19 protein-coding genes are annotated in these 18,274 nt (G+C 29.1%); 4 read left to right on the top strand and 15 right to left on the bottom strand.

The annotated features are described in order from the left end of the window. Nucleotides 1–14 precede the first annotated feature (14 nt). From BUB33_RS03105 to BUB33_RS03090, 4 genes are all read right to left on the bottom strand, one after another. Nucleotides 15–1,025: an ATP-binding cassette domain-containing protein gene (locus BUB33_RS03105; RefSeq protein WP_084725107.1), complete on the bottom strand. Its 1,011-nt coding sequence runs from the start codon at nt 1,023–1,025 to the stop codon at nt 15–17. Then, nucleotides 1,018–1,719, bottom strand: a complete 702-nt coding sequence (locus BUB33_RS03100; protein WP_072973065.1) for a GTP-binding protein — start codon at nt 1,717–1,719, stop codon at nt 1,018–1,020. Before BUB33_RS03100 ends, BUB33_RS03105 begins: the two co-directional genes overlap by 8 nt. 12 nt (nt 1,720–1,731) lie before the next feature. Continuing rightward, nucleotides 1,732–2,964: an ABC transporter substrate-binding protein gene (locus BUB33_RS03095; RefSeq protein WP_115322204.1), complete on the bottom strand. Its 1,233-nt coding sequence runs from the start codon at nt 2,962–2,964 to the stop codon at nt 1,732–1,734. A 191-nt stretch (nt 2,965–3,155) separates the two neighbouring features. Then, the gene (locus BUB33_RS03090) at nt 3,156–3,704 is read right to left on the bottom strand and encodes a DJ-1 family glyoxalase III (protein ID WP_072973062.1); all 549 of its coding nucleotides are present in this window, start codon (nt 3,702–3,704) and stop codon (nt 3,156–3,158) included. Between the two features lie 187 nt (nt 3,705–3,891). On the opposite strand from BUB33_RS03090, the gene BUB33_RS03085 reads away from it, so the two are divergent. From BUB33_RS03085 to BUB33_RS03070, 4 genes are all read left to right on the top strand, one after another. Beyond that, the gene (locus BUB33_RS03085; protein WP_072973060.1) at nt 3,892–4,155 is read left to right on the top strand and encodes a YciI family protein; all 264 of its coding nucleotides are present in this window, start codon (nt 3,892–3,894) and stop codon (nt 4,153–4,155) included. A gap of 130 nt (nt 4,156–4,285) precedes the next feature. Then, on the top strand, nt 4,286–5,206 hold the full coding sequence (locus tag BUB33_RS03080; RefSeq protein WP_072973058.1) for an alpha/beta hydrolase: 921 nt from the start codon (nt 4,286–4,288) through the stop codon (nt 5,204–5,206). A gap of 15 nt (nt 5,207–5,221) precedes the next feature. Then, on the top strand, nt 5,222–6,490 hold the full coding sequence (locus tag BUB33_RS03075) for a hypothetical protein (protein WP_072973057.1): 1,269 nt from the start codon (nt 5,222–5,224) through the stop codon (nt 6,488–6,490). Between the two features lie 15 nt (nt 6,491–6,505). Continuing rightward, entirely contained in the window at nt 6,506–7,174 is a 669-nt protein-coding gene (locus tag BUB33_RS03070) for a DUF6320 domain-containing protein (RefSeq protein WP_072973055.1), read from the top strand. Between the two features lie 84 nt (nt 7,175–7,258). On the opposite strand, the gene hisIE is transcribed toward BUB33_RS03070, so the two are convergent. The 11 genes from hisIE to BUB33_RS03015 all read right to left on the bottom strand — a co-directional run bounded on the left by hisIE (nt 7,259) and on the right by BUB33_RS03015 (nt 18,202). After that, nucleotides 7,259–7,885: a bifunctional phosphoribosyl-AMP cyclohydrolase/phosphoribosyl-ATP diphosphatase HisIE gene (hisIE, locus tag BUB33_RS03065; RefSeq protein ID WP_072973053.1), complete on the bottom strand. Its 627-nt coding sequence runs from the start codon at nt 7,883–7,885 to the stop codon at nt 7,259–7,261. Nucleotides 7,886–7,895: 10 nt separating this feature from the next. Next, nucleotides 7,896–8,648 carry an imidazole glycerol phosphate synthase subunit HisF gene (hisF, locus tag BUB33_RS03060; protein WP_072973051.1) on the bottom strand — a complete coding sequence of 251 codons (753 nt, stop codon included), beginning with the start codon at nt 8,646–8,648 and terminating at the stop codon, nt 7,896–7,898. Next, on the bottom strand, nt 8,642–9,352 hold the full coding sequence (gene hisA / locus BUB33_RS03055) for a 1-(5-phosphoribosyl)-5-[(5-phosphoribosylamino)methylideneamino]imidazole-4-carboxamide isomerase (RefSeq protein ID WP_072973049.1): 711 nt from the start codon (nt 9,350–9,352) through the stop codon (nt 8,642–8,644). The genes hisF and hisA overlap by 7 nt, the downstream gene beginning before the upstream one ends. Before the next feature lie 15 nt (nt 9,353–9,367). After that, nucleotides 9,368–9,946, bottom strand: coding sequence for an imidazoleglycerol-phosphate dehydratase HisB (gene hisB / locus BUB33_RS03050; RefSeq protein ID WP_072973047.1), 579 nt, complete (start codon nt 9,944–9,946; stop codon nt 9,368–9,370). Beyond that, nucleotides 9,933–10,985 carry a histidinol-phosphate transaminase gene (gene hisC / locus BUB33_RS03045; RefSeq protein ID WP_084725105.1) on the bottom strand — a complete coding sequence of 351 codons (1,053 nt, stop codon included), beginning with the start codon at nt 10,983–10,985 and terminating at the stop codon, nt 9,933–9,935. The genes hisB and hisC overlap by 14 nt, the downstream gene beginning before the upstream one ends. A 3-nt stretch (nt 10,986–10,988) precedes the next feature. Continuing rightward, complete coding sequence (gene hisD, locus BUB33_RS03040; RefSeq protein WP_072973045.1) at nt 10,989–12,272, bottom strand: histidinol dehydrogenase; 1,284 nt, start codon at nt 12,270–12,272, stop codon at nt 10,989–10,991. 1 nt (nt 12,273) lies between these two features. Continuing rightward, complete coding sequence (hisG, locus tag BUB33_RS03035) at nt 12,274–12,897, bottom strand: ATP phosphoribosyltransferase (RefSeq protein WP_072973043.1); 624 nt, start codon at nt 12,895–12,897, stop codon at nt 12,274–12,276. 1 nt (nt 12,898) lies between these two features. Next, a complete protein-coding gene (locus BUB33_RS03030) occupies nt 12,899–13,861 on the bottom strand; it encodes an ATP phosphoribosyltransferase regulatory subunit (RefSeq protein ID WP_072973041.1) in 963 nt (320 codons plus the stop codon). Nucleotides 13,862–14,200: 339 nt separating this feature from the next. Next, nucleotides 14,201–14,683 carry an acyl-CoA thioesterase gene (locus BUB33_RS03025; protein ID WP_072973039.1) on the bottom strand — a complete coding sequence of 161 codons (483 nt, stop codon included), beginning with the start codon at nt 14,681–14,683 and terminating at the stop codon, nt 14,201–14,203. Nucleotides 14,684–14,727: 44 nt separating this feature from the next. Continuing rightward, on the bottom strand, nt 14,728–16,470 hold the full coding sequence (locus tag BUB33_RS03020) for an ABC transporter ATP-binding protein (RefSeq protein ID WP_072973037.1): 1,743 nt from the start codon (nt 16,468–16,470) through the stop codon (nt 14,728–14,730). Next, on the bottom strand, nt 16,460–18,202 hold the full coding sequence (locus tag BUB33_RS03015; protein WP_084725101.1) for an ABC transporter ATP-binding protein: 1,743 nt from the start codon (nt 18,200–18,202) through the stop codon (nt 16,460–16,462). The genes BUB33_RS03020 and BUB33_RS03015 overlap by 11 nt, the downstream gene beginning before the upstream one ends. Nucleotides 18,203–18,274: the final 72 nt, after the last annotated feature.

The following is an 18,274-nucleotide window of genomic DNA, read 5'->3' as shown; positions in this document are numbered from 1 at the left end:
CTCCAAAACTTCATTTAAAGTTTTTCACTATTCATTGATTTTAAACTTTCTCCAATTCTAAGTCTATTTCTCATTCCTTGAATGATATTATCCATTTTCTCAAGCTCTAATAATAATTCTTTCTCTTCACTGCTTGTTTCAATTATTTTATCTATACCACCATTTTTAATTACGATTCTTCTATTGCCCATAAGGGCCAATATTGGGTCATGGGTTGCCATAAGAACTATTTTATCCTCAGATACTAATAATTCTAAGGCTTTCTTTCTATCTATTCCTGCATTTTCTATTTCATCTATTAACACTATAGGTGAAGAACTAAGGATTGCTGTATCTGCAATCATTAATGCCCTTGATTGTCCACCGCTTAGAGATGTTACTGGTGTATCTATATTAAACTTCTCCCCTGCTAAATTGTTAGCCTCTTTAATTATCTTCTCTATTACTCCTTCTACATTTTCAACTAATCTACTCTGTGCATGTAATTCCAAGAATTCTCTAACTGTAAGATCCATTACAAAATTCATATTTTGTGAAAGTTGTGCAACTAATTTGTTATTAGATGAAAACCTCCATTTTTTATCTGGTAATTTACCATTTATCAGTATTCCTCTGCCTGTAGGTGTATCTCCCATGGCAGTCCACTCTATATCAGCTAGTAGCCTAGATTTACCTGATCCAGTAGCCCCTACTATGGAGATGATTTCAGATTTATTTATAGTTAATTCTTCAAATCCTTCTTTATTTCCCGATTTATCATAACCTGGCAATATAGTTAAGGAATTCACCTTAGTATCCTCTGTTATTCCTAAAAACTCCTTCATTTGCTTAATAAACACTTGTAAATCTGACTCCAACCTTTCCTTATCTATAGCCCAATTCTCTATATCTTCTTGACTAAAACTATCTAAATATTCCCTAAATGTCTTGTCTTTATGGCTTCTAGTATCTAATTTATTTTCTTCAAAATAACTGATTATAAAAGGATATTTTTCTTCTAACTGCCCTATAGTTAAATTATTCATAGTCATCACCTAGTTCCATTTTTCTTACATTACCCATCTGGTATGCCTCTCCTATTCTTGTTTCACCTAAACAATAAGAACACAAGGCAGAAGGCATTGGAAATCTTAATTCCATCCCTTGTACAGAATCAATTTGTTCATTTTCATCATATAATAATGTACTTAGCTCATAAGCTCCTTGACCTGTAAGTCCATTAATATGCATAGTAGTTGCTCTCGGATTTACTGAACTCACCTTTGAAGCGAATACCTCTCTTTCTGCTTGAGACACTATATCCCCCTTAGTTATAATCACTATATCTGCCGACCTTAACATTGGTCCAATTTTCTTTGGTGTATTGATCCCAGACAGATTATCTATAACACAAACCCCTTTTATATTTTTAATATAAGGAGAACATCTATTACAAAGTCCTGCTGATTCAGTAATTAACATATCTAATTCCATTTGTTTTCCCCATTTTACTACTTCTTCAATATTTGAAGCAAAGAAATGATCTGGACAAAGGGCACCAGAAAGCCCTTTCTTCACTGGTATTCCAGCCTTTTCATATAATACATCATCATCCGTATATAAACAGTCGAATTTAACTACTCCTACTGAAAGTTTCCTCTGTTTTAATGCATCTATTGTTTTTAATATTATTGAAGTCTTACCCGATGATGGGGGCCCTGAAAATACAATTAAATTCATTTATATAACCTCCTAAACTGCATCATGAAATATTTTTTCACATTTTCTTATTAGTTCACCGATATTATGATTATTTATATAATCCCAACCAAGCCACATAAACTTCTGGTCAGATGACAATTCATTATCTACCTCTGGATTAGTTGAAGGAAATTTACCATTGATTGAAAGTATTTCCCCTACTTTTTTAGAGAAGAAAAAATCTACAAATGGTTTTGTTTTATCCTTAGTTTTCTTCTTGGCTAATAAAAATATTGGAGATATTATAGCACCATCCTCTGGCCATACAGGTTTCAATGGAGATTCTGACCTAACCATCTTAGTAAAGAAATACGGCATTATAGTTACAGTGGGTATTCCTGATTCCGTTTTCTTAATATGAGATTTAACCATTTCAGCTGGATGCATACTTCTTAATAGAGTTTTCCCAAGATTTGTTACTCCGTCTTCTCCATAACTCTTATAAATATTTAATAATATGGCATTAAATAAATCAAAATCTCTCATAGGTAAAGATACTGAGTTTTCAAACTCTGGTTTTAGTAAATCAGCCCAAGATTTAGGCATCTTTCTATCTCCTAGTTCTTCAGTATTTACCATGAATACTGCTGGAACTACTCCTATTATAGAATATTGTTTTTGAGGATCTTTTAAATCTATTTTCTCATTATCAAAATCCTTATTTAATTTGTCTAAACCTGTAATATCTTCAAATACTCCTCTAGACTTAAACTTCCCCATTAATCCCTTATCAAAGAATAAATCAAATCCAGCTGACATGAATAAATCTGATAAGGACTCTTCTTTATCTGATTCAATTCTCTCCTTAATCCAGTCCACACCTAAATTTGCAGACTTTAGTTCATAATCAACTTTAAAATCAAATCTAGTTTTATTTTCATTCATCCAATCATTAAAACCTTCTAATAATGGAACTCTTACGGGACAAGGCACAATTCCCTCTATTTTAATATCTCCACCATTATTTTGTTTTGTTGAAGCTAAGGCTGAGTCTACAGATATTCTGTGTTGATCTATTGCATCTATTATTTTTTCAGTAAATAATTCTATATTAATCTTCTTAGACATACAAGCCATTTCTAAAGAAATGGTCTTCCCCATTATCTTTCTCATATTTTCATTGCCTAATTGCCCAAATCCATTTGTTACAAATATATCTATAGTTTCAGGATATTTTTCCGTTATATCGTATATTGTATCTTTACTATTAAAATATTTATTCATTATATTCCTCCTTATCTTTCAAGTTTTCATCTTACCTCTAAGAGATTATTATGGAAATCCAAATATAAATCTCATATATTAATAACTATTATATCCTTAAATAAAAAAGTAGTCGGTAACAATTGTTACCCACCACTTTTTATTTCTTAAGGTTTCTTAACCACATAAAGCTATCCCTCTATAGTTTAATTCTAGTACAGTATATCTTTCTTTAATTCATCCACCTTTTCTTCACCTAATAAATATCTCATTATCTCTATAGCAAACTCTACAGCTAAAGCTGGTCCCTTGGCTGTTATAATATTACAATCTCTAACAACACTATCATCAATATATATTCCACTCATTAACTCATCTTCAAATCCAGGATATGAAGTTACATTCTTACCATGTATGACTCCAGCTTTTTCAAGAACTATGGGACCTGCACATATTGCAGCTACTAATTTCCCATTTCTATTCGCCTTTTTTACAATATCTATTACTTTATTATTATCTCTAAGATTTGTAGCACCTGGTAATCCTCCTGGAATAATTACAGCATCATAGGAGTCTATATCATTAATACTATTAATAACTTTATCTGCAATAACTACAATATCATGAACTCCCTTTACCTTATTATCTTCTGTAATAGATACAGTGTCAACAGCCACATCCTTTCTCCTAAGATAATCGACTACCGTTAAGGCCTCTACTTCTTCAAATCCCTCTGCTAAAAATAAAATAACCTTCTTCATAGAACCCCTCCCATTTTTATTGTATATATATTTATACCCAAAACTTTATGAAGTATAGTCAATTTCCTGCTATTAAATCTTTATAAATAGTCTTTTATATAAATTATACATATGAAGAATTAAAATTATATGTATAATACTTAGTAGATTACTTAAAATTATCAAAAAATTTATAAGGAGTGAAAAAATGATTTTATATGCTGCTATATTAAAAACCGTTGATGAAAAAAAGGATATGGAAATACTTGATATTCACAAAGCCTATCTTCAAAAATTTATAGATGAAGGTAAAATATTTGCTAAAGGTCCTTTTACAGACCATAGTGGGGGACTTGTAATATATAAGGCCAATTCCTATGAGGAAGCTAAAGAAATGGCAGAAAATGACCCAGCAGTATTGCAGAAATCTCGTACCTTAGTTTTAAAGGAATGGCGTAGCAATATAGAATAGATGAAATACTGAAGATTTTATTAATCTTCAGTATTTCATTTTATAATGTAAAGATATTGACCCTTTATGGGTATTATAATGTATAATATATAGATATTGACTATCTCTAATGTAAGGAGAATTTAACCATATGAATAATATTAGAAAGACCATATTGAAAATTTTATCAATTCCCCATATAAGTCTAAAAAAATATTATAAGCCATATCGTAAGTTGCTTAATGTACTAAACCCGCCAAAAGAACCAATCTACAAAATGTTAGATCATAAGATTATGGTGGAAAATAGAGAAATTCCAGTGCGTGTTTTCATCCCTAAGGAAAACCCTCTTCCAAAGGTTTTGATTTTCTTTCATGGTGGTGGATGGGTTACAGGAAATATTGATTCCTATACTAATGTATGTGCAAATATGGCTAATAAAACTAATCATATAGTTATTTCCGTAGATTATCGTTTAGCTCCAGAAAATCCTTTTCCTGCTGGATTAGAAGATTGTTATCATGTTACTCGGGAAATTTTTTCAAATCCTGAAATATTGGGCTGTAATCAAAAAGATATTACCTTAATTGGAGATAGTGCAGGTGGCAATTTAGCAGCAGTAGTTTCACTTATGTTAAGAGATAATAAGGAATTTTTGCCTAAGAAACAAATTTTAATATATCCTGCTACTAATTATGATCACAGCGAAAATTCTCCATATACCTCTGTAAAAGAAAATGGAACAAATTATATAATGACTTCAAAAAAAATACAGGATTATATGGATTTATATGTCCAAAATGAAGAAGATAGAGTAAACCCTTATGTTGCACCAATACTTGCTAAAGACCTTTCAAATCAACCTAAGTCTTTAATTATTACTGCTGAGTTTGATCCTCTTAGGGATGAAGGAGAAGCCTACGGAATAAAACTGCAACAGTTTGGAAATTATGCCAAAATATATAGAATGAAAGATGCTCTGCATGGATTTATTTCAAATCCTTTAAGCTCTGATGATATTGATAAATGTTATGAAATTATAAATTCATTTTTATATGATAAAATTGACTAAAAAGAAGGTATATATATGAAACAACAAAAAGAAATAAAATGGACTAAACTGGATAATGCCTCTAAATTATTTCCAGCAATCGCTAATAATAAAGATACTAAAGTATTTAGACTTAGCTGTGAATTATATGAAGATGTTGACCCAATAGTTTTACAAAAATCTTTGGATTTGACTATTGAAAGTTTTCCATTATATAAATCTGTTTTAAGGCGAGGAGCTTTTTGGTACTATTTTGAATACAGTGATATTAAACCAACAGTTAATATAGAAGACACCCCTCTTTGTGCACCTATTTATATAAAAAACCAAAAAAACTTGTTGTTTCGTGTTTCTTATTATAATAAAAGAATTAATGTGGAAATTTTTCATTCCCTTACTGATGGTGCCGGTCTTATTTGGTTTATGGAAATACTTATATATCATTATATGACTATTAAATATAAGGATATATTTAAAAATAATATGCCCAAACTAAACCATAAAGCATCTATAAGTCAAAAATTAGATGATAGCTTTTGGAAAAATTATAATGGAGAAGACAGTCCTCACAAAATCAAAGGCAGAAAATATTCTAATGCCTATTATATTAAAGGAAGTAGAATTACAGAAAACAGAATGATGTTAATTGAAGGAGCTATGTCTGTAAAATCTGTTTTGGACATAGCACATGAATATAATACTACTTTAACAGTTTTTTTGGCATCTTTACTTATATATTCTATATATAAAGAAATGCCTGCCAACAGAAAAAAAAGACCTATAGTCTTGTCTGTTCCCATTAATTTAAGACCATATTATGCTTCTGCAACTGCGAGGAATTTCTTTAGCACCATGGATGTTGGATATAGTTTTGCAAATGGTAACGCAGATTTTAAAGAAATCATAGACAGTGTTAATGAAAGCTTTAAAAGGGGATTAACTAAAGAACAATTAGATAGAAAGCTAAATCATCTTATGTCCTTAGAAAAAAATCCATTTACAAGGATAATTCCATTACCTCTAAAGGATTTATTCCTTCGTATAGCAAATAGGCTCAATGATAAAAAGGTAACATCCTCCATCTCAAATGTAGGAAAGATTATTATGCCTAAAGAATTTGATAGCTATATAAGGCAATTTAGTATTTGTGTTAGTGCCAGAAGACCTTTAGTTACCTTATGTACTTATGGAGATAGAATGGTTATAAGCTTTACTTCTCCCTTTGAAGAAACAGATATACAAAAAACATTTTTTCAATTTCTTTCTGAAAGAGAAATTGAAATTGAAATTACTTCAAATCTTTAGAAAGAAGGAAATACTATGAAATATTGTGCTCACTGTAATGTTCATATACGAGAAAACCGTGAAAAATGTATATTATGTGGTAATAGTTTAACAGATATTCATAATACGGCTAAAGATAAGGAAATTTTCCCTAAGATACCACCTTTTTATGAAAGTCATCTAGCTATTAAGATTATGATTTTTATTTCTATTGCTGCTGTGGTAATTAGCTTTGCCATTAATATTATTTTTCCCTCAAATGTAAACTGGCCTTTACTCTTAGTATTTGGATTACTTAGTATGTGGCTAGGTTTAATATCTATTTTGCAAAGAAGATATCATATACCTAAAAAAATTGTACGACAAGTTGCAATTATATCATTATTATCTGTCTTTTGGGATTGGAAAACAGGATGGAAAGGTTGGTCTTTAGATTATATAATCCCTATTACTTCTGCAACTGCAATGATAGTTATGTATGTAATAGCTAAAATTATGAAACTAAGTGTACGGGACTATATTACCTATGCCTTAATAGATAGTCTATTTGGCATAGTTCCTATTATATTTGTATTATTGGGATGGATAAATACTATCTACCCTGCTATAATATGTGTCTCAATTAGTATTATTTCATTATCTGCTGTATTTATTTTTCATGGAAATGATATAAAAATAGAAATGGATAAAAGGATGCATATATAATATATTGCTACTAAATTGAAAAATCCTACTTCCCCATGGAAATAGGATTTTTCAGTTATTTATCTTATTTGATTAACCCTTAAACTAAGCTTTCCTACGAATAATAAGCTCATTTTTTATATCTTCAATAAATATATCTTCATTTACCATAAGAACTAAAATATGATATATTAAATCACTTATTTCATAAACTAACTCTTCTTTATTTTTATTTTTGGCTCCAATTATTACTTCTGAACATTCCTCTCCTATCTTTTTAAGTATTTTATCTAACCCTTCTTTAAATAAGTAATTTGTATAAGAGCCTTCCTTAGGATTTTCCTTTCTATTTTTTAATAGAGAATACAGGCTTTCAATAATATTTATTTCTTGGCTTTCTTCTTTTAATACCTTATTAAAAAAACATGAATAACTTCCAGTATGGCAAGCTGCCCCTACCTGTTCTACCTCTACTAAAACACTATCTTTATCACAATCATAGTAAAATCCTTTAAGCCTTTGAATATTACCTGAGGTTTCTCCTTTTTTCCACAACTTTTCCCTACTTCTACTATAATAGTGAACAACTTTTTCTTCAAAGGTTTTTTCTATTGATTCTTTACTCATATATGCAAGCATCAAGACATCTTTAGTCTTTATATCCTGTACTACAGCTGGAACTAACCCACTATTATCAAACCTTATCTCTTCTATTACATTTGAAATATTCATTTTCTTCCTCCTAATACTTCATAGAAATTCCTTTATCTATTAAATAGTCTTTTAAATCATTAATTTTAATATCCCCATAATGAAATACTGAAGCTGCCAAAACTCCATCAACCTTTGCTAACATTACTGCTTCATAGAAGTCTTTAAACTTACCAGCTCCGCCTGATGCAATAACAGGTACATTTACAGAGTCTTTAATTTTTTTTAAAAGCTTAATATCATATCCTTTTTTCATTCCGTCTCCATCAATACTATTTACAACTATTTCTCCTGCACCTAAATCAACTGCCCTTCTAACCCATTTTATTGCATCTAATCCTGTATTTCTTTTCCCACCCTCAACATATACACTCCAACTTTCTTCCTTATTTTGCATAACATCAATAGCTAAAACTACAGCTTGGCTACCTAATTTAATGGCTATTTCTTCTATTAAATTAGGATTTTTAATAGCTGCAGAATTTATAGATACTTTATTGGCACCAATCTCTATACATCTTTCAGCATCTCTAATGGAGGATATTCCTCCTCCTATGCAAAAAGGTATATTTATTTTTGACATTGCTTTTATTATAGGATCCAAATAAGTATTCCTACCTTCAATAGAAGCATTTATATCATAAAACACCAGTTCATCTGCTCCAGTTTTATAATAATACTCAGCTAAAACCTCTGGACTATTTATATCAACAATATCTTTAAATCTTTTCCCTTTAACTACTTTACCATCTATCATGTCAAGACATGGAATTATTCTTACCATTTTACCACTTCCTTAAATATTAATAAATTATCATAAAATGCTTTTCCTATTATTGCACCATATAAATCCATCTCTTTAAGTCTTATAATATCTTCCATAAAAGAAATGCCCCCTGAAGCAATGATATTCAGCTGAGTCTTTTCTTTTAATTCTTTATATATTTCATTATTAGAACCTTGTAGCATTCCATCCTTTGATATATCAGTATAAACTATGGTTTTTATTCCAATGTCCTCTAATTTCTTGGAAAATTCCAAGGAATCTATATTACTTATAAGCTCCCAACCTCTAGTAGCGACTTTTCCATTTTTAGCATCTATAGATACTACAATTTTATCATTACCATAAATATTTATTAATTTCCTCAAAAGTTTTATGTTTTCAACTGCAGCCGTTCCCAATATCACCCTATTTACTCCTAAATCTAAAATCTCCCTTACCTTTTTTTCATTTCTTATTCCCCCACCTATTTGTACTGGAATATTAATATTTTTTAGGATTTTCTCTATGGACTTTTTATTTATAAAAGTTTCATTTCTAGCACCATCTAAATCTACTAAATGTAGATATTCTGCACCTTCCTTTTCCCATTTTAATGCCATTTCAACAGGCTCTGAAGAATATACCTTCATTTTATTAAAATCTCCTTGAGATAGTCTCACACATTTATTATCTTTAATATCAATTGCAGGTAAAATTATCAATTTATCATCTCCTAATCATAAAATCCCCTTGGAAGAGGGTATTTTTTCTGATACTATTTGAATAGCTTCTTTTAATGCTTTTGAAAAAGCCTTAAATACTGCTTCAATTTTATGATGGTCATTTTCACCATATAATAAATTTATATGAACTGTAATACCTGATTTATAGGAAAAGGCTCTAAAAAACTCTTTAAAATTTTCAGTGCTCATAGAACCTAATTTTTCTCTTTCAAATTCAACATTAAATACAGAATAGGAACGTCCACTTACATCTAATGATGCAAGACATAAAGCCTCATCCATAGGTATATAAAAATTTCCATATCGTTTAATGCCTTTTTTATCACCTAAGGCTTGGCAAAATCCTTCCCCAAGGGCTATTCCCACATCTTCTACAGAGTGATGATCGTCTACATGCAAATCCCCCTTGCAAACTATATTTAAGTCAAAGGAACCATGAAAAGCCATTAATTGAAGCATATGATCCAAAAAGCCTATACCTGTATCTATGTAATTTTCACCTGTTCCATCTATATTTATTTCTACTGAAATATCAGTTTCCTTAGTCTTTCTTTCTATTTTAGCTTTTCTCATTTTTTAATATCTCCTTTAGGGATTTTACAAATTCATGGTTTTCCCATCTATTCCCTACAGTAACCCTATAACATCCCCTTAGCTCTTTTGAAAAAGCTCTTATTAATATACCATCTTCTTCTAACTTTTTATCAAGTTCATCAATATCTGATTTGAAAAATATAAAATTTGTATTTGATTCCCATAGTTCAAGGGACAATTCAGTTAATTTTTCATATAGATATTTTCTCTCTCTTTTTACTTCCTCCACATATTTGAATATCCTTTCTTTGTTTTTCAATGCTTCTATTCCCATATATTGGCTTATGGCATTTAAATTATAGGGTGCTCTTACTCTGTTTATAACATTAACAATATCAACATTGGATATCATGTATCCTAGTCTTATTGCAGCAAGACCTAAAGCTTTGGACAAAGTCCTAAGAACTATTAAGTTTTTATATTTATAGATATCTTCTACCATAGATCCCTCTGCAAATTCCATATATGCTTCATCAACTACCACTATGCAATTTACATTATTTAACAATCTTTCAACCTCATGTTTTTTTACTAAAGAACCTGTAGGATTATTGGGATTACATATAAATATAACCTTAGGATTTATTTCTTTTGTCTTTTCAATTAAAATATCTATATCTATAGAAAAGTCTTCATTACTATTAATTCCTATAAATCTTCCTGAATAAATCTGAGTAAATATAGAATACATACTAAAGGTAGGTACAAAACTTAATACAATATCATCCTTATCTATAAAAGTTTTCATAATAAGTTCTATCATTTCACTGGAACCATTTCCTGTAACTATATTATCTGGATTTATATTTAAGTATTTTCCTATTTCAACCCTCAACAAAAAAGAATCCGTATCTGGATATAAATTTATATCTATTTTTTCTAAACCTCTTATAATTTCTTTAGATATATCCTTTAAAAAAATATCTTTCCCTTCATTAGCATCTAGTTTTATCCTATAGGGTTTTTTATTTATTTTATATTCCTTCAAATTTTTAATATTATTTTTAATCATTTCCATATATTACACATCCTCAAATCTTATTTTTACTGAATTTGCATGACCCCTTAACCCTTCTTCTTCTGCAATCCTAATGATTGAGTCCTTGGACTCCAGCAAAGCTTCTTTGCTGTAATATATAAGTGAAGTTTTCTTTATGAAATCATCTACAGATAATGAAGAAGAAAATCGAGAGGTAGAACTTGTAGGCAAAGTATGGTTTGTCCCTGCAAAGTAATCTCCTACTGGCTCTGGCGAATACTCTCCTAAGAAAATAGCCCCCGCATTTTTAATGTTACTATATATTTCAAAAGGATTTTCAGTTAGTATTTCTAAATGCTCTGGTGCTATTTCATTAACTATTTCTATAGATTCTTCTAAGGATTCTGTTAATATAATAATTCCATAATCCTCTAAAGATTTCTTTATGATATCCTTTCTATCAAGGGATGGGATTTGCAATTCTAATTCTAACAACACCTTATCTATAATTGGTTCATAATCTGTCACTAAAATAGATGCCGCCATCTTATCATGTTCAGCCTGAGAAATTAAATCAGCTGCTATATATTTTGGATTTGCCCATTGATCTGCAATTATCATAATTTCACTAGGACCTGCTAACATATCTATTCCTACATATCCTGAAACCTGTTTTTTTGCTAACGTTACATAGATATTTCCTGGTCCTGTTATCTTATCTACCTTTCCTATAGTTTCCGTACCAAAAGCCAAAGCAGCTATACCTTGAGCACCGCCTATTTTATATATTTTATTTACTCCAGCAATAAAAGCTGCCACAAGAATAGAATCTTTTATTTTCCCATATTTATTAGGGGGACTTATCATTGTTATTTCATTTACTCCAGCTATCTTTGCTGGTAAAGCATTCATTAATACAGTAGAAGGATAGGAGGCACTTCCTCCTGGTACATAAATTCCAACCTTTTCTAAGGGGCTTATAATTTGACCTAACACTATATTTTTATCTTCTTTTAAAAAATAGGACTTTCTCAATTGTTTTTCATGATAATTCTTTATATTTTCTGCTGCCTTTATTAAATCTTCTTTTAACTCTCTATTTATATTTTTCAAAGCATTTTCTATTTCTTCTTCAGATACTAAAAAATTTTCTAATAAAACTCCATCAAATTTTTCAGTATATTCTCTTAAAGCTTTATCTTTTTTCATCCTTGTGTTATACAAAATATCTTTAACTATTGAATTTATTTCATCTATTTCTAATTTGCTTCTGCTCAAAAGTCTTTTTAATATTTCTTTTCTATCTGAACCCTTTATAACCTCCATACTAATTTTCCACCGCCTTTAATAGTTTCATCAAGTTAACAACCCTAGTATATTTAAATCTGTAACTTATTCTATTACATATAAGTTTAGTACTTATATCAAACATTTCTTCTATGATTTCAAGATTATTAGCCTTCAATGTATTTCCAGTTTGAACTAAATCCACTATTACATCTGAAAGTCCCACTAAAGGTGCTAATTCTACAGAGCCATTTAATTTGATTAAATCAATTTTTTGATTTTTTTCATGAAAGTATCTTTTAGCAATTCTTGGATACTTTGTGGCAACCTTTAATAATTCATCTTCATAATTTTTTTGTTCTTTTAATCCTGCTATGGCAAATTTACATTTTCCTAATCCTAAGTCTAAAAGCTCATATATATCCCCTTCATTTTCTAATATAATATCTTTTCCAACTATACCAAGATCTGCAACTCCATTTTCTACATAAGTTAATACATCTGAAGATTTAACATATATATAATTAATCTTATTTTCTTCATCTTTAAAAATCAGCTTTCTAGAATCTAAATCTATTGAATTCCCAAGCCCTACTTTCTTAAATAAATCACATGCTTCCTTTCCAACCCTACCTTTTGAAATAGCTATATTTAAACAATTCATTTTATTCACCATCCTTTTCTAAATATACCTTTGTTAGTTCATCTAAATTTAAAGAAAATCCTACTGCGGGAACTCTTTGTCCAAACTCTTCTGTAAAAGAATCATACCTCCCTCCACATATAATCTCCTCAAATGAATTAGGATAATAGCCTTTAAAAATCACACCATCATAATAATCTAATTCCATAATCATAGATAAATCAAAATGAACATATTTTGAATAATTTTCTTTTTCAATAAAATCCCCTAATATCCTTAGTTCTGCCAAAGCTTCATCCATGATATTATTTGTATAATAATTTTCAGCCATATCTATAACCTCCAGAATTTCTCCTTGAAAATCTAATATATTGAATAAACAATGACAGATATCCTTTGGTATATTTAATTTTTTTATATACTCTAAAAGCTCGTACTTATTTTTATAATATATAAAATCCTTTAATTTTTGTTTTTGAGAATCTTGTATATCTATTTCCTCCAAAAGTCCAGAAATATATTTAGTATTTGATAACTCTAAAATAAAATCATTATTAAATCTATTTAAAACATCTAATGTCATACCTATTACTTCTTTATCAACGGCTAAAATATTCCCCCCTAAATATTCCACCCCTAACTGTCTTATCTCACTAATATTTGAGTTTGGATTATTTCTAAATACTGTTGAATTGTAAAATAATTTAAGGCTTATATCTTCTTGCCATCTAGGAATAAAATTTTTTATAATGCTAGTCGTATTATCTGGTCTAAGTATCAATACTTCAGAACCTTCCCTCAATAATTTTACCAAGGAATCCTTTTTTGCTTTTTTATAAAGAGATGTAAATTTATTTAAATCTTCAAAAGCAGATAGCTCAATATAAAAATATCCTTCCTCTAAAAACTTATCTTCAATATTTCTTTGCAATTCATATCTTTTACTACAATATTTAATTTCATCTTCCATTTTTAAATATTCCATTTTCTCCCCTGCCTTTCTAATGATAAAAATATTTATATAAAAAAAGTAGGAGCCATATAGATATACCTATATGGCTCCTACTTTTATCTTCCATCATAGGTACAATCCCCAAAATTATAACAACACAATTAGGGATTGCACCTATGAACTATAATCAGTTCAAACAGCAAACCCCATTCCTATGATGATGAAATTGTATATTGGATTTTATAATATTTAATATTTTCATTTATACTCTCTCCTTGCTTTATCTAATTACTGCGATAATTCGTTAAATGATTATATTGATTATACTATTAATATTATTATTTTGCAACAATAATTTTTAAAATGAAAATATTATAAACTAATATGTTTTGTTTTTATTTCCTTATGTTTCTTTTCTCCTAATTTATAAAGTTCTTCCTCTTCCTTAGTAGTTATAGCTAACTCTGGTACTTTAGCTGGTTTGTTATCCACTAAATGAACCATAGTAAAAAATGCAGTCAAAGCTGTTTCAGGCTCAGAATAGTTTTCTATTTCATGAACTAAAACTCTAACTAATATTTCCATAGAAGAGTTGCCAACATAGGCTAATTGAGAAATACAGGTAATAACATTTCCTACATGAATTGGTTTATGAAATACAATTTCATCAATTCTAGCAGTAACCACAATGCCTTTACAATGTTTTGTTGCAGTTATACCTGCTACAGTATCCATTATCTTCATCAATTCTCCACCATGAACATTACCATGAATATTACTATGAATTGGCTCCATTAATATGGATGTTTCTGTTTTTGGAAAAAATATATTATTATATAGTTTTAAATTATTCATCTTTTGTTCCTCCATCTTTTTATGTCTTTAATAATAAATAGAGATTATCTCCATGTTAACTTTTCTAATTCAATATGGTTGCGATACCATTCATCATTTTTTAAAAGTAATTCTGGTGAACCTGAATTTTTAATTTTTCCATTTTCTAAAATAACTACAGTATCACAAGAAATCATGGAAAATAGTCTATGGGATATGGATAATATAGTACGTGTATCACTAGCCTTCTGTAATACAGATATTATATTTTCTTCGGTAATAGCATCTAAGTTTGCAGTTATTTCATCAAGAAGCAATATAGGTGGATTAGTAACTATGGCTCTTGCAATAGCCAATAATTGTTTTTGCCCCTGTGAAAAAAGATTATTATCCATCTTTGTATCATATCCATTTTCTAATGATAATACATAATCACCTAATCCTACGAAATCTATAGCTTCTTGAATTTGCTCTTTAGTAATACTCTTATCCCCTAAGCTAACTTGTTCTGCAACAGTACCGTTTATGGTATTAAAATTTTGGTCTACATAACCAAATATTTTTCGCTTTTCACTATTAGGAATACTATATACATCGACTCCATTTATGGATATATTTCCATTGGATGGTTTAAGCAGTCCTAATATTAGTTTAAATAAAGTTGACTTACCTACTCCTGTTCTACCTATAAAAGCCACCTTTTCCTGTGATTGAATTTTAAGATTTACATCTTCTAGAATTTCCTTTCCTTCTTCATAATAAAAACTAAGATTATTAAATGAAAGTTTTATATCATTTCTATCTGATATAAGAATTTCAGCAGACAGACTATTATCTTTATAATCATCCTCTATCTCATTATAAAACTCATTAACTCTGTATACACCTGATATAGCTCCTTGAATACTTTGAAGTTCCATACCTAAATCCTGTATTGGTCCTAAAAGATTAGAAATTAATTCAATGGAAGCAGCGACCATACCTACAGATATGCCTAGATATCCCAATTGCTTCGATGATAATACAGCAACAATAGCAATTATGATGGCACGAATAATCATAATAATTGGAGAGAATATGGAATCATAAAAATTAACCTTTTCCATTGTCCTATAGTTATCCAATAGATATATTTTATAATTATCCTCCATATAACTTTCTTTGCTAAAGGATTTAATCATCTGTATGTTTTTTAAACTTTCAGAAATATGATTGTTTAATTTTCCCAATAATATACGATTTTCTATTTGTGCCTTTAACATACTCTTTTGAAATATCCTTATAATAAAATATATAATTGGTAATAAAATCAAAACAATTATCCCAAGTCTTACACTAAATATCCAAATAGATATTAAAATACCTATAATTTTAAATAAATCAATTAACATACTTACAATGCCTGATGTAAATAAAGAACTAATAGCATCTACATCATTAGTGAAGCGAGAAACTATAGAACCAGAGTCATTGTAGGAAAAAAACATTGAGTTTATTCTTCCAAGTTTTTTCATCATCTCCATACGAATTTCCTTAGTAAATTTTTGACCTAGAATAGTTAAAATAGCTTCCTTTAGAAAATCAAATATTCCAATTAAAATTAAAGTACCAAGATAAGCAATACTTAATAGCAGCAACCCTTCAATATCTCTAGGCACTAATTTTTCATCAATTATCTTTCTTAAAATCTGTGGGGGAAGTAAGGATATAATAACTATTCCTATAATAATGATTATAAGTAATAGAAATACTATAAGATTATTTTTAATTACATTTTTAAAAGTTTCTTTTACTAAATTAGATTTCATCCTTTCCACCTCCACTGCTTTGTAAAGTATATATGGTTCTATACAGTCTAGAATCTCTCATCAATTCTTCATGTGTTCCATAATCCACTTTCTTATCACTGTTAATTAGCAGAATTTTATTTATTTTATTGAAAATACTCAATCTATGAGAAATTAAAATGATTATACTATCTTTATAGTTCTTTCTTAAATTTTCAATTATCATTTCTTCAGTTTTCATATCAATTGCTGAAAACGGATCATCTAAAATAATGATTTTATTTTTTCTTACTAAAGTTCTAGCAATAGCTATTCTTGATTGTTGCCCTCCACTTAGGCGAATTCCATTATTCCCCACCATAGTAAACTCTCTTTTGGGCATAGCTTTTAAATCATTCTCAAAACAAACATCTTTTAAAACATATTTAATGTCTTGAGCATCTCCAAGGGTAATATTGTTATAAATTGTATCTGAAAGTAGTTGGGGTCTATGGCCTAAATAAGAAATCATCTGGCTGCGTTCATACTCTGAATAATCTTTTAATTCCTTTCCATCTATCTTTATACTTCCCATATAAGGATATTGTCCCAATAATGATATGCCAAGAGTAGTTTTCCCACAGGCTATAGGTCCTGTTATACCGATAATTTCTCCTCTTCTAGCTTCAAAATTGATATTCTCAATAATATTCTCTTTACTGTTAGGATATTTAAAACTAAGGTTTCTAACAATGAGATTTGTTTCACCCTTTTTAATCTTAGTGGTAATATCCTTCTTATAATAGGGGGAAAAATAGGGTCTAATTCTTTTCCATGATACTTGGGATTTCTGCACAGAATTAAATAACTTTGCTGCCTTACTTGCCTTAGCTGCCATTGAAATAAAAATTGATATATAAGCAGAAAAAACCCCTACTGTCCAAATACCAGCTATTACTTTATTTCCACCTAAGTATATTACAAGAATAACTCCTAACAGAGCAATAAGTTTATAAATTGGTTGCATAGAATTTTCTAAAATATCAGCCTTAATTGCCTTATCTTTTAAATCTTCTAACTCTATATTATATCTTTCTTGATTCTGACTTTCAATTCCATTGACACGATAAAGAATAGCATTTTCAATACTCCTATATGTTAAATCAGCGACCTCACTACTTTTTTTACGAAATGCAGTGGAATACTTATATATAAGAACTTTAAGTTTTTCAGCTAAGATAATAGCAATAGGAATAAAAACAGATGCTACAATGGTTATCCTTACGTCATAAATAAGCATTGAAATAAAGTATGATACCATAACTACACCTGTATCAAATATCTCTGTAGTGAACTTACGCATACCTTCTACACATAATTCCACATCTGAAATAACCTTTGTCATTAAATTCCCCATGTTTTCATTATCCAAATCTATAATACTTTTATTAATAATATCATTATAAAGCATAAAACGCATTGTAGCACTGGTATTGTTGGCAAACATTCTTATATAAAGACGTTTAAAATATCTCATGATTTGAATTGTACTAATTATAGCAACAAATTTAATTCCTAAAACTATTAAATCAGATATACTTTCTCCTCTCAAAATAGAGTCTATTAATTTTCCCTGATAAATAGGTCCTAGAACAATTCCAATATTATATGCCAAACCAAAAAATATAATCAATATTACAATAAACTTTTCATTTTTCCAATAACTAATTATCTTATTTGGATTCTTGATTTCTTTAAATTTTATATCTTTCATAATAGTTTTCATTCCTTTTATTTTAAAATCTCATTATGTATATTCTAATCATTTTATTCTGGGATGTCTATT

The sequence above is a fragment of the Tissierella praeacuta DSM 18095 genome (assembly GCF_900128955.1).
Taxonomy (GTDB): domain Bacteria; phylum Bacillota; class Clostridia; order Tissierellales; family Tissierellaceae; genus Tissierella; species Tissierella praeacuta.
Note: the sequence above shows the minus strand (reverse complement) of the source record. Positions and strands in the feature narration are given on the sequence as shown.

Bases quoted from the DNA above. Each gene is read 5' to 3' on its own strand.
- hisIE (WP_072973053.1), bottom strand. From the start codon at position 7,885: ATGAATATTTCAAATGTAATAGAAGAGATAAGGTTTGATAATAGTGGG.
- BUB33_RS03070 (WP_072973055.1), top strand. From the start codon at position 6,506: ATGAAATATTGTGCTCACTGTAATGTTCATATACGAGAAAACCGTGAA.
- BUB33_RS03025 (WP_072973039.1), bottom strand. From the start codon at position 14,683: ATGAATAATTTAAAACTATATAATAATATATTTTTTCCAAAAACAGAA.
- BUB33_RS03075 (WP_072973057.1), top strand. From the start codon at position 5,222: ATGAAACAACAAAAAGAAATAAAATGGACTAAACTGGATAATGCCTCT.
- BUB33_RS03015 (WP_084725101.1), bottom strand. From the start codon at position 18,202: ATGAAAGATATAAAATTTAAAGAAATCAAGAATCCAAATAAGATAATT.
- BUB33_RS03030 (WP_072973041.1), bottom strand. From the start codon at position 13,861: ATGGAATATTTAAAAATGGAAGATGAAATTAAATATTGTAGTAAAAGA.
- hisG (WP_072973043.1), bottom strand. From the start codon at position 12,897: ATGAATTGTTTAAATATAGCTATTTCAAAAGGTAGGGTTGGAAAGGAA.
- BUB33_RS03020 (WP_072973037.1), bottom strand. From the start codon at position 16,470: ATGAAATCTAATTTAGTAAAAGAAACTTTTAAAAATGTAATTAAAAAT.
- BUB33_RS03100 (WP_072973065.1), bottom strand. From the start codon at position 1,719: ATGAATTTAATTGTATTTTCAGGGCCCCCATCATCGGGTAAGACTTCA.
- hisB (WP_072973047.1), bottom strand. From the start codon at position 9,946: ATGAGAAAAGCTAAAATAGAAAGAAAGACTAAGGAAACTGATATTTCA.
- hisF (WP_072973051.1), bottom strand. From the start codon at position 8,648: ATGGTAAGAATAATTCCATGTCTTGACATGATAGATGGTAAAGTAGTT.
- BUB33_RS03080 (WP_072973058.1), top strand. From the start codon at position 4,286: ATGAATAATATTAGAAAGACCATATTGAAAATTTTATCAATTCCCCAT.
- BUB33_RS03085 (WP_072973060.1), top strand. From the start codon at position 3,892: ATGATTTTATATGCTGCTATATTAAAAACCGTTGATGAAAAAAAGGAT.
- hisC (WP_084725105.1), bottom strand. From the start codon at position 10,985: ATGGAAATGATTAAAAATAATATTAAAAATTTGAAGGAATATAAAATA.
- BUB33_RS03095 (WP_115322204.1), bottom strand. From the start codon at position 2,964: ATGAATAAATATTTTAATAGTAAAGATACAATATACGATATAACGGAA.
- BUB33_RS03090 (WP_072973062.1), bottom strand. From the start codon at position 3,704: ATGAAGAAGGTTATTTTATTTTTAGCAGAGGGATTTGAAGAAGTAGAG.
- hisD (WP_072973045.1), bottom strand. From the start codon at position 12,272: ATGGAGGTTATAAAGGGTTCAGATAGAAAAGAAATATTAAAAAGACTT.
- BUB33_RS03105 (WP_084725107.1), bottom strand. From the start codon at position 1,025: ATGAATAATTTAACTATAGGGCAGTTAGAAGAAAAATATCCTTTTATA.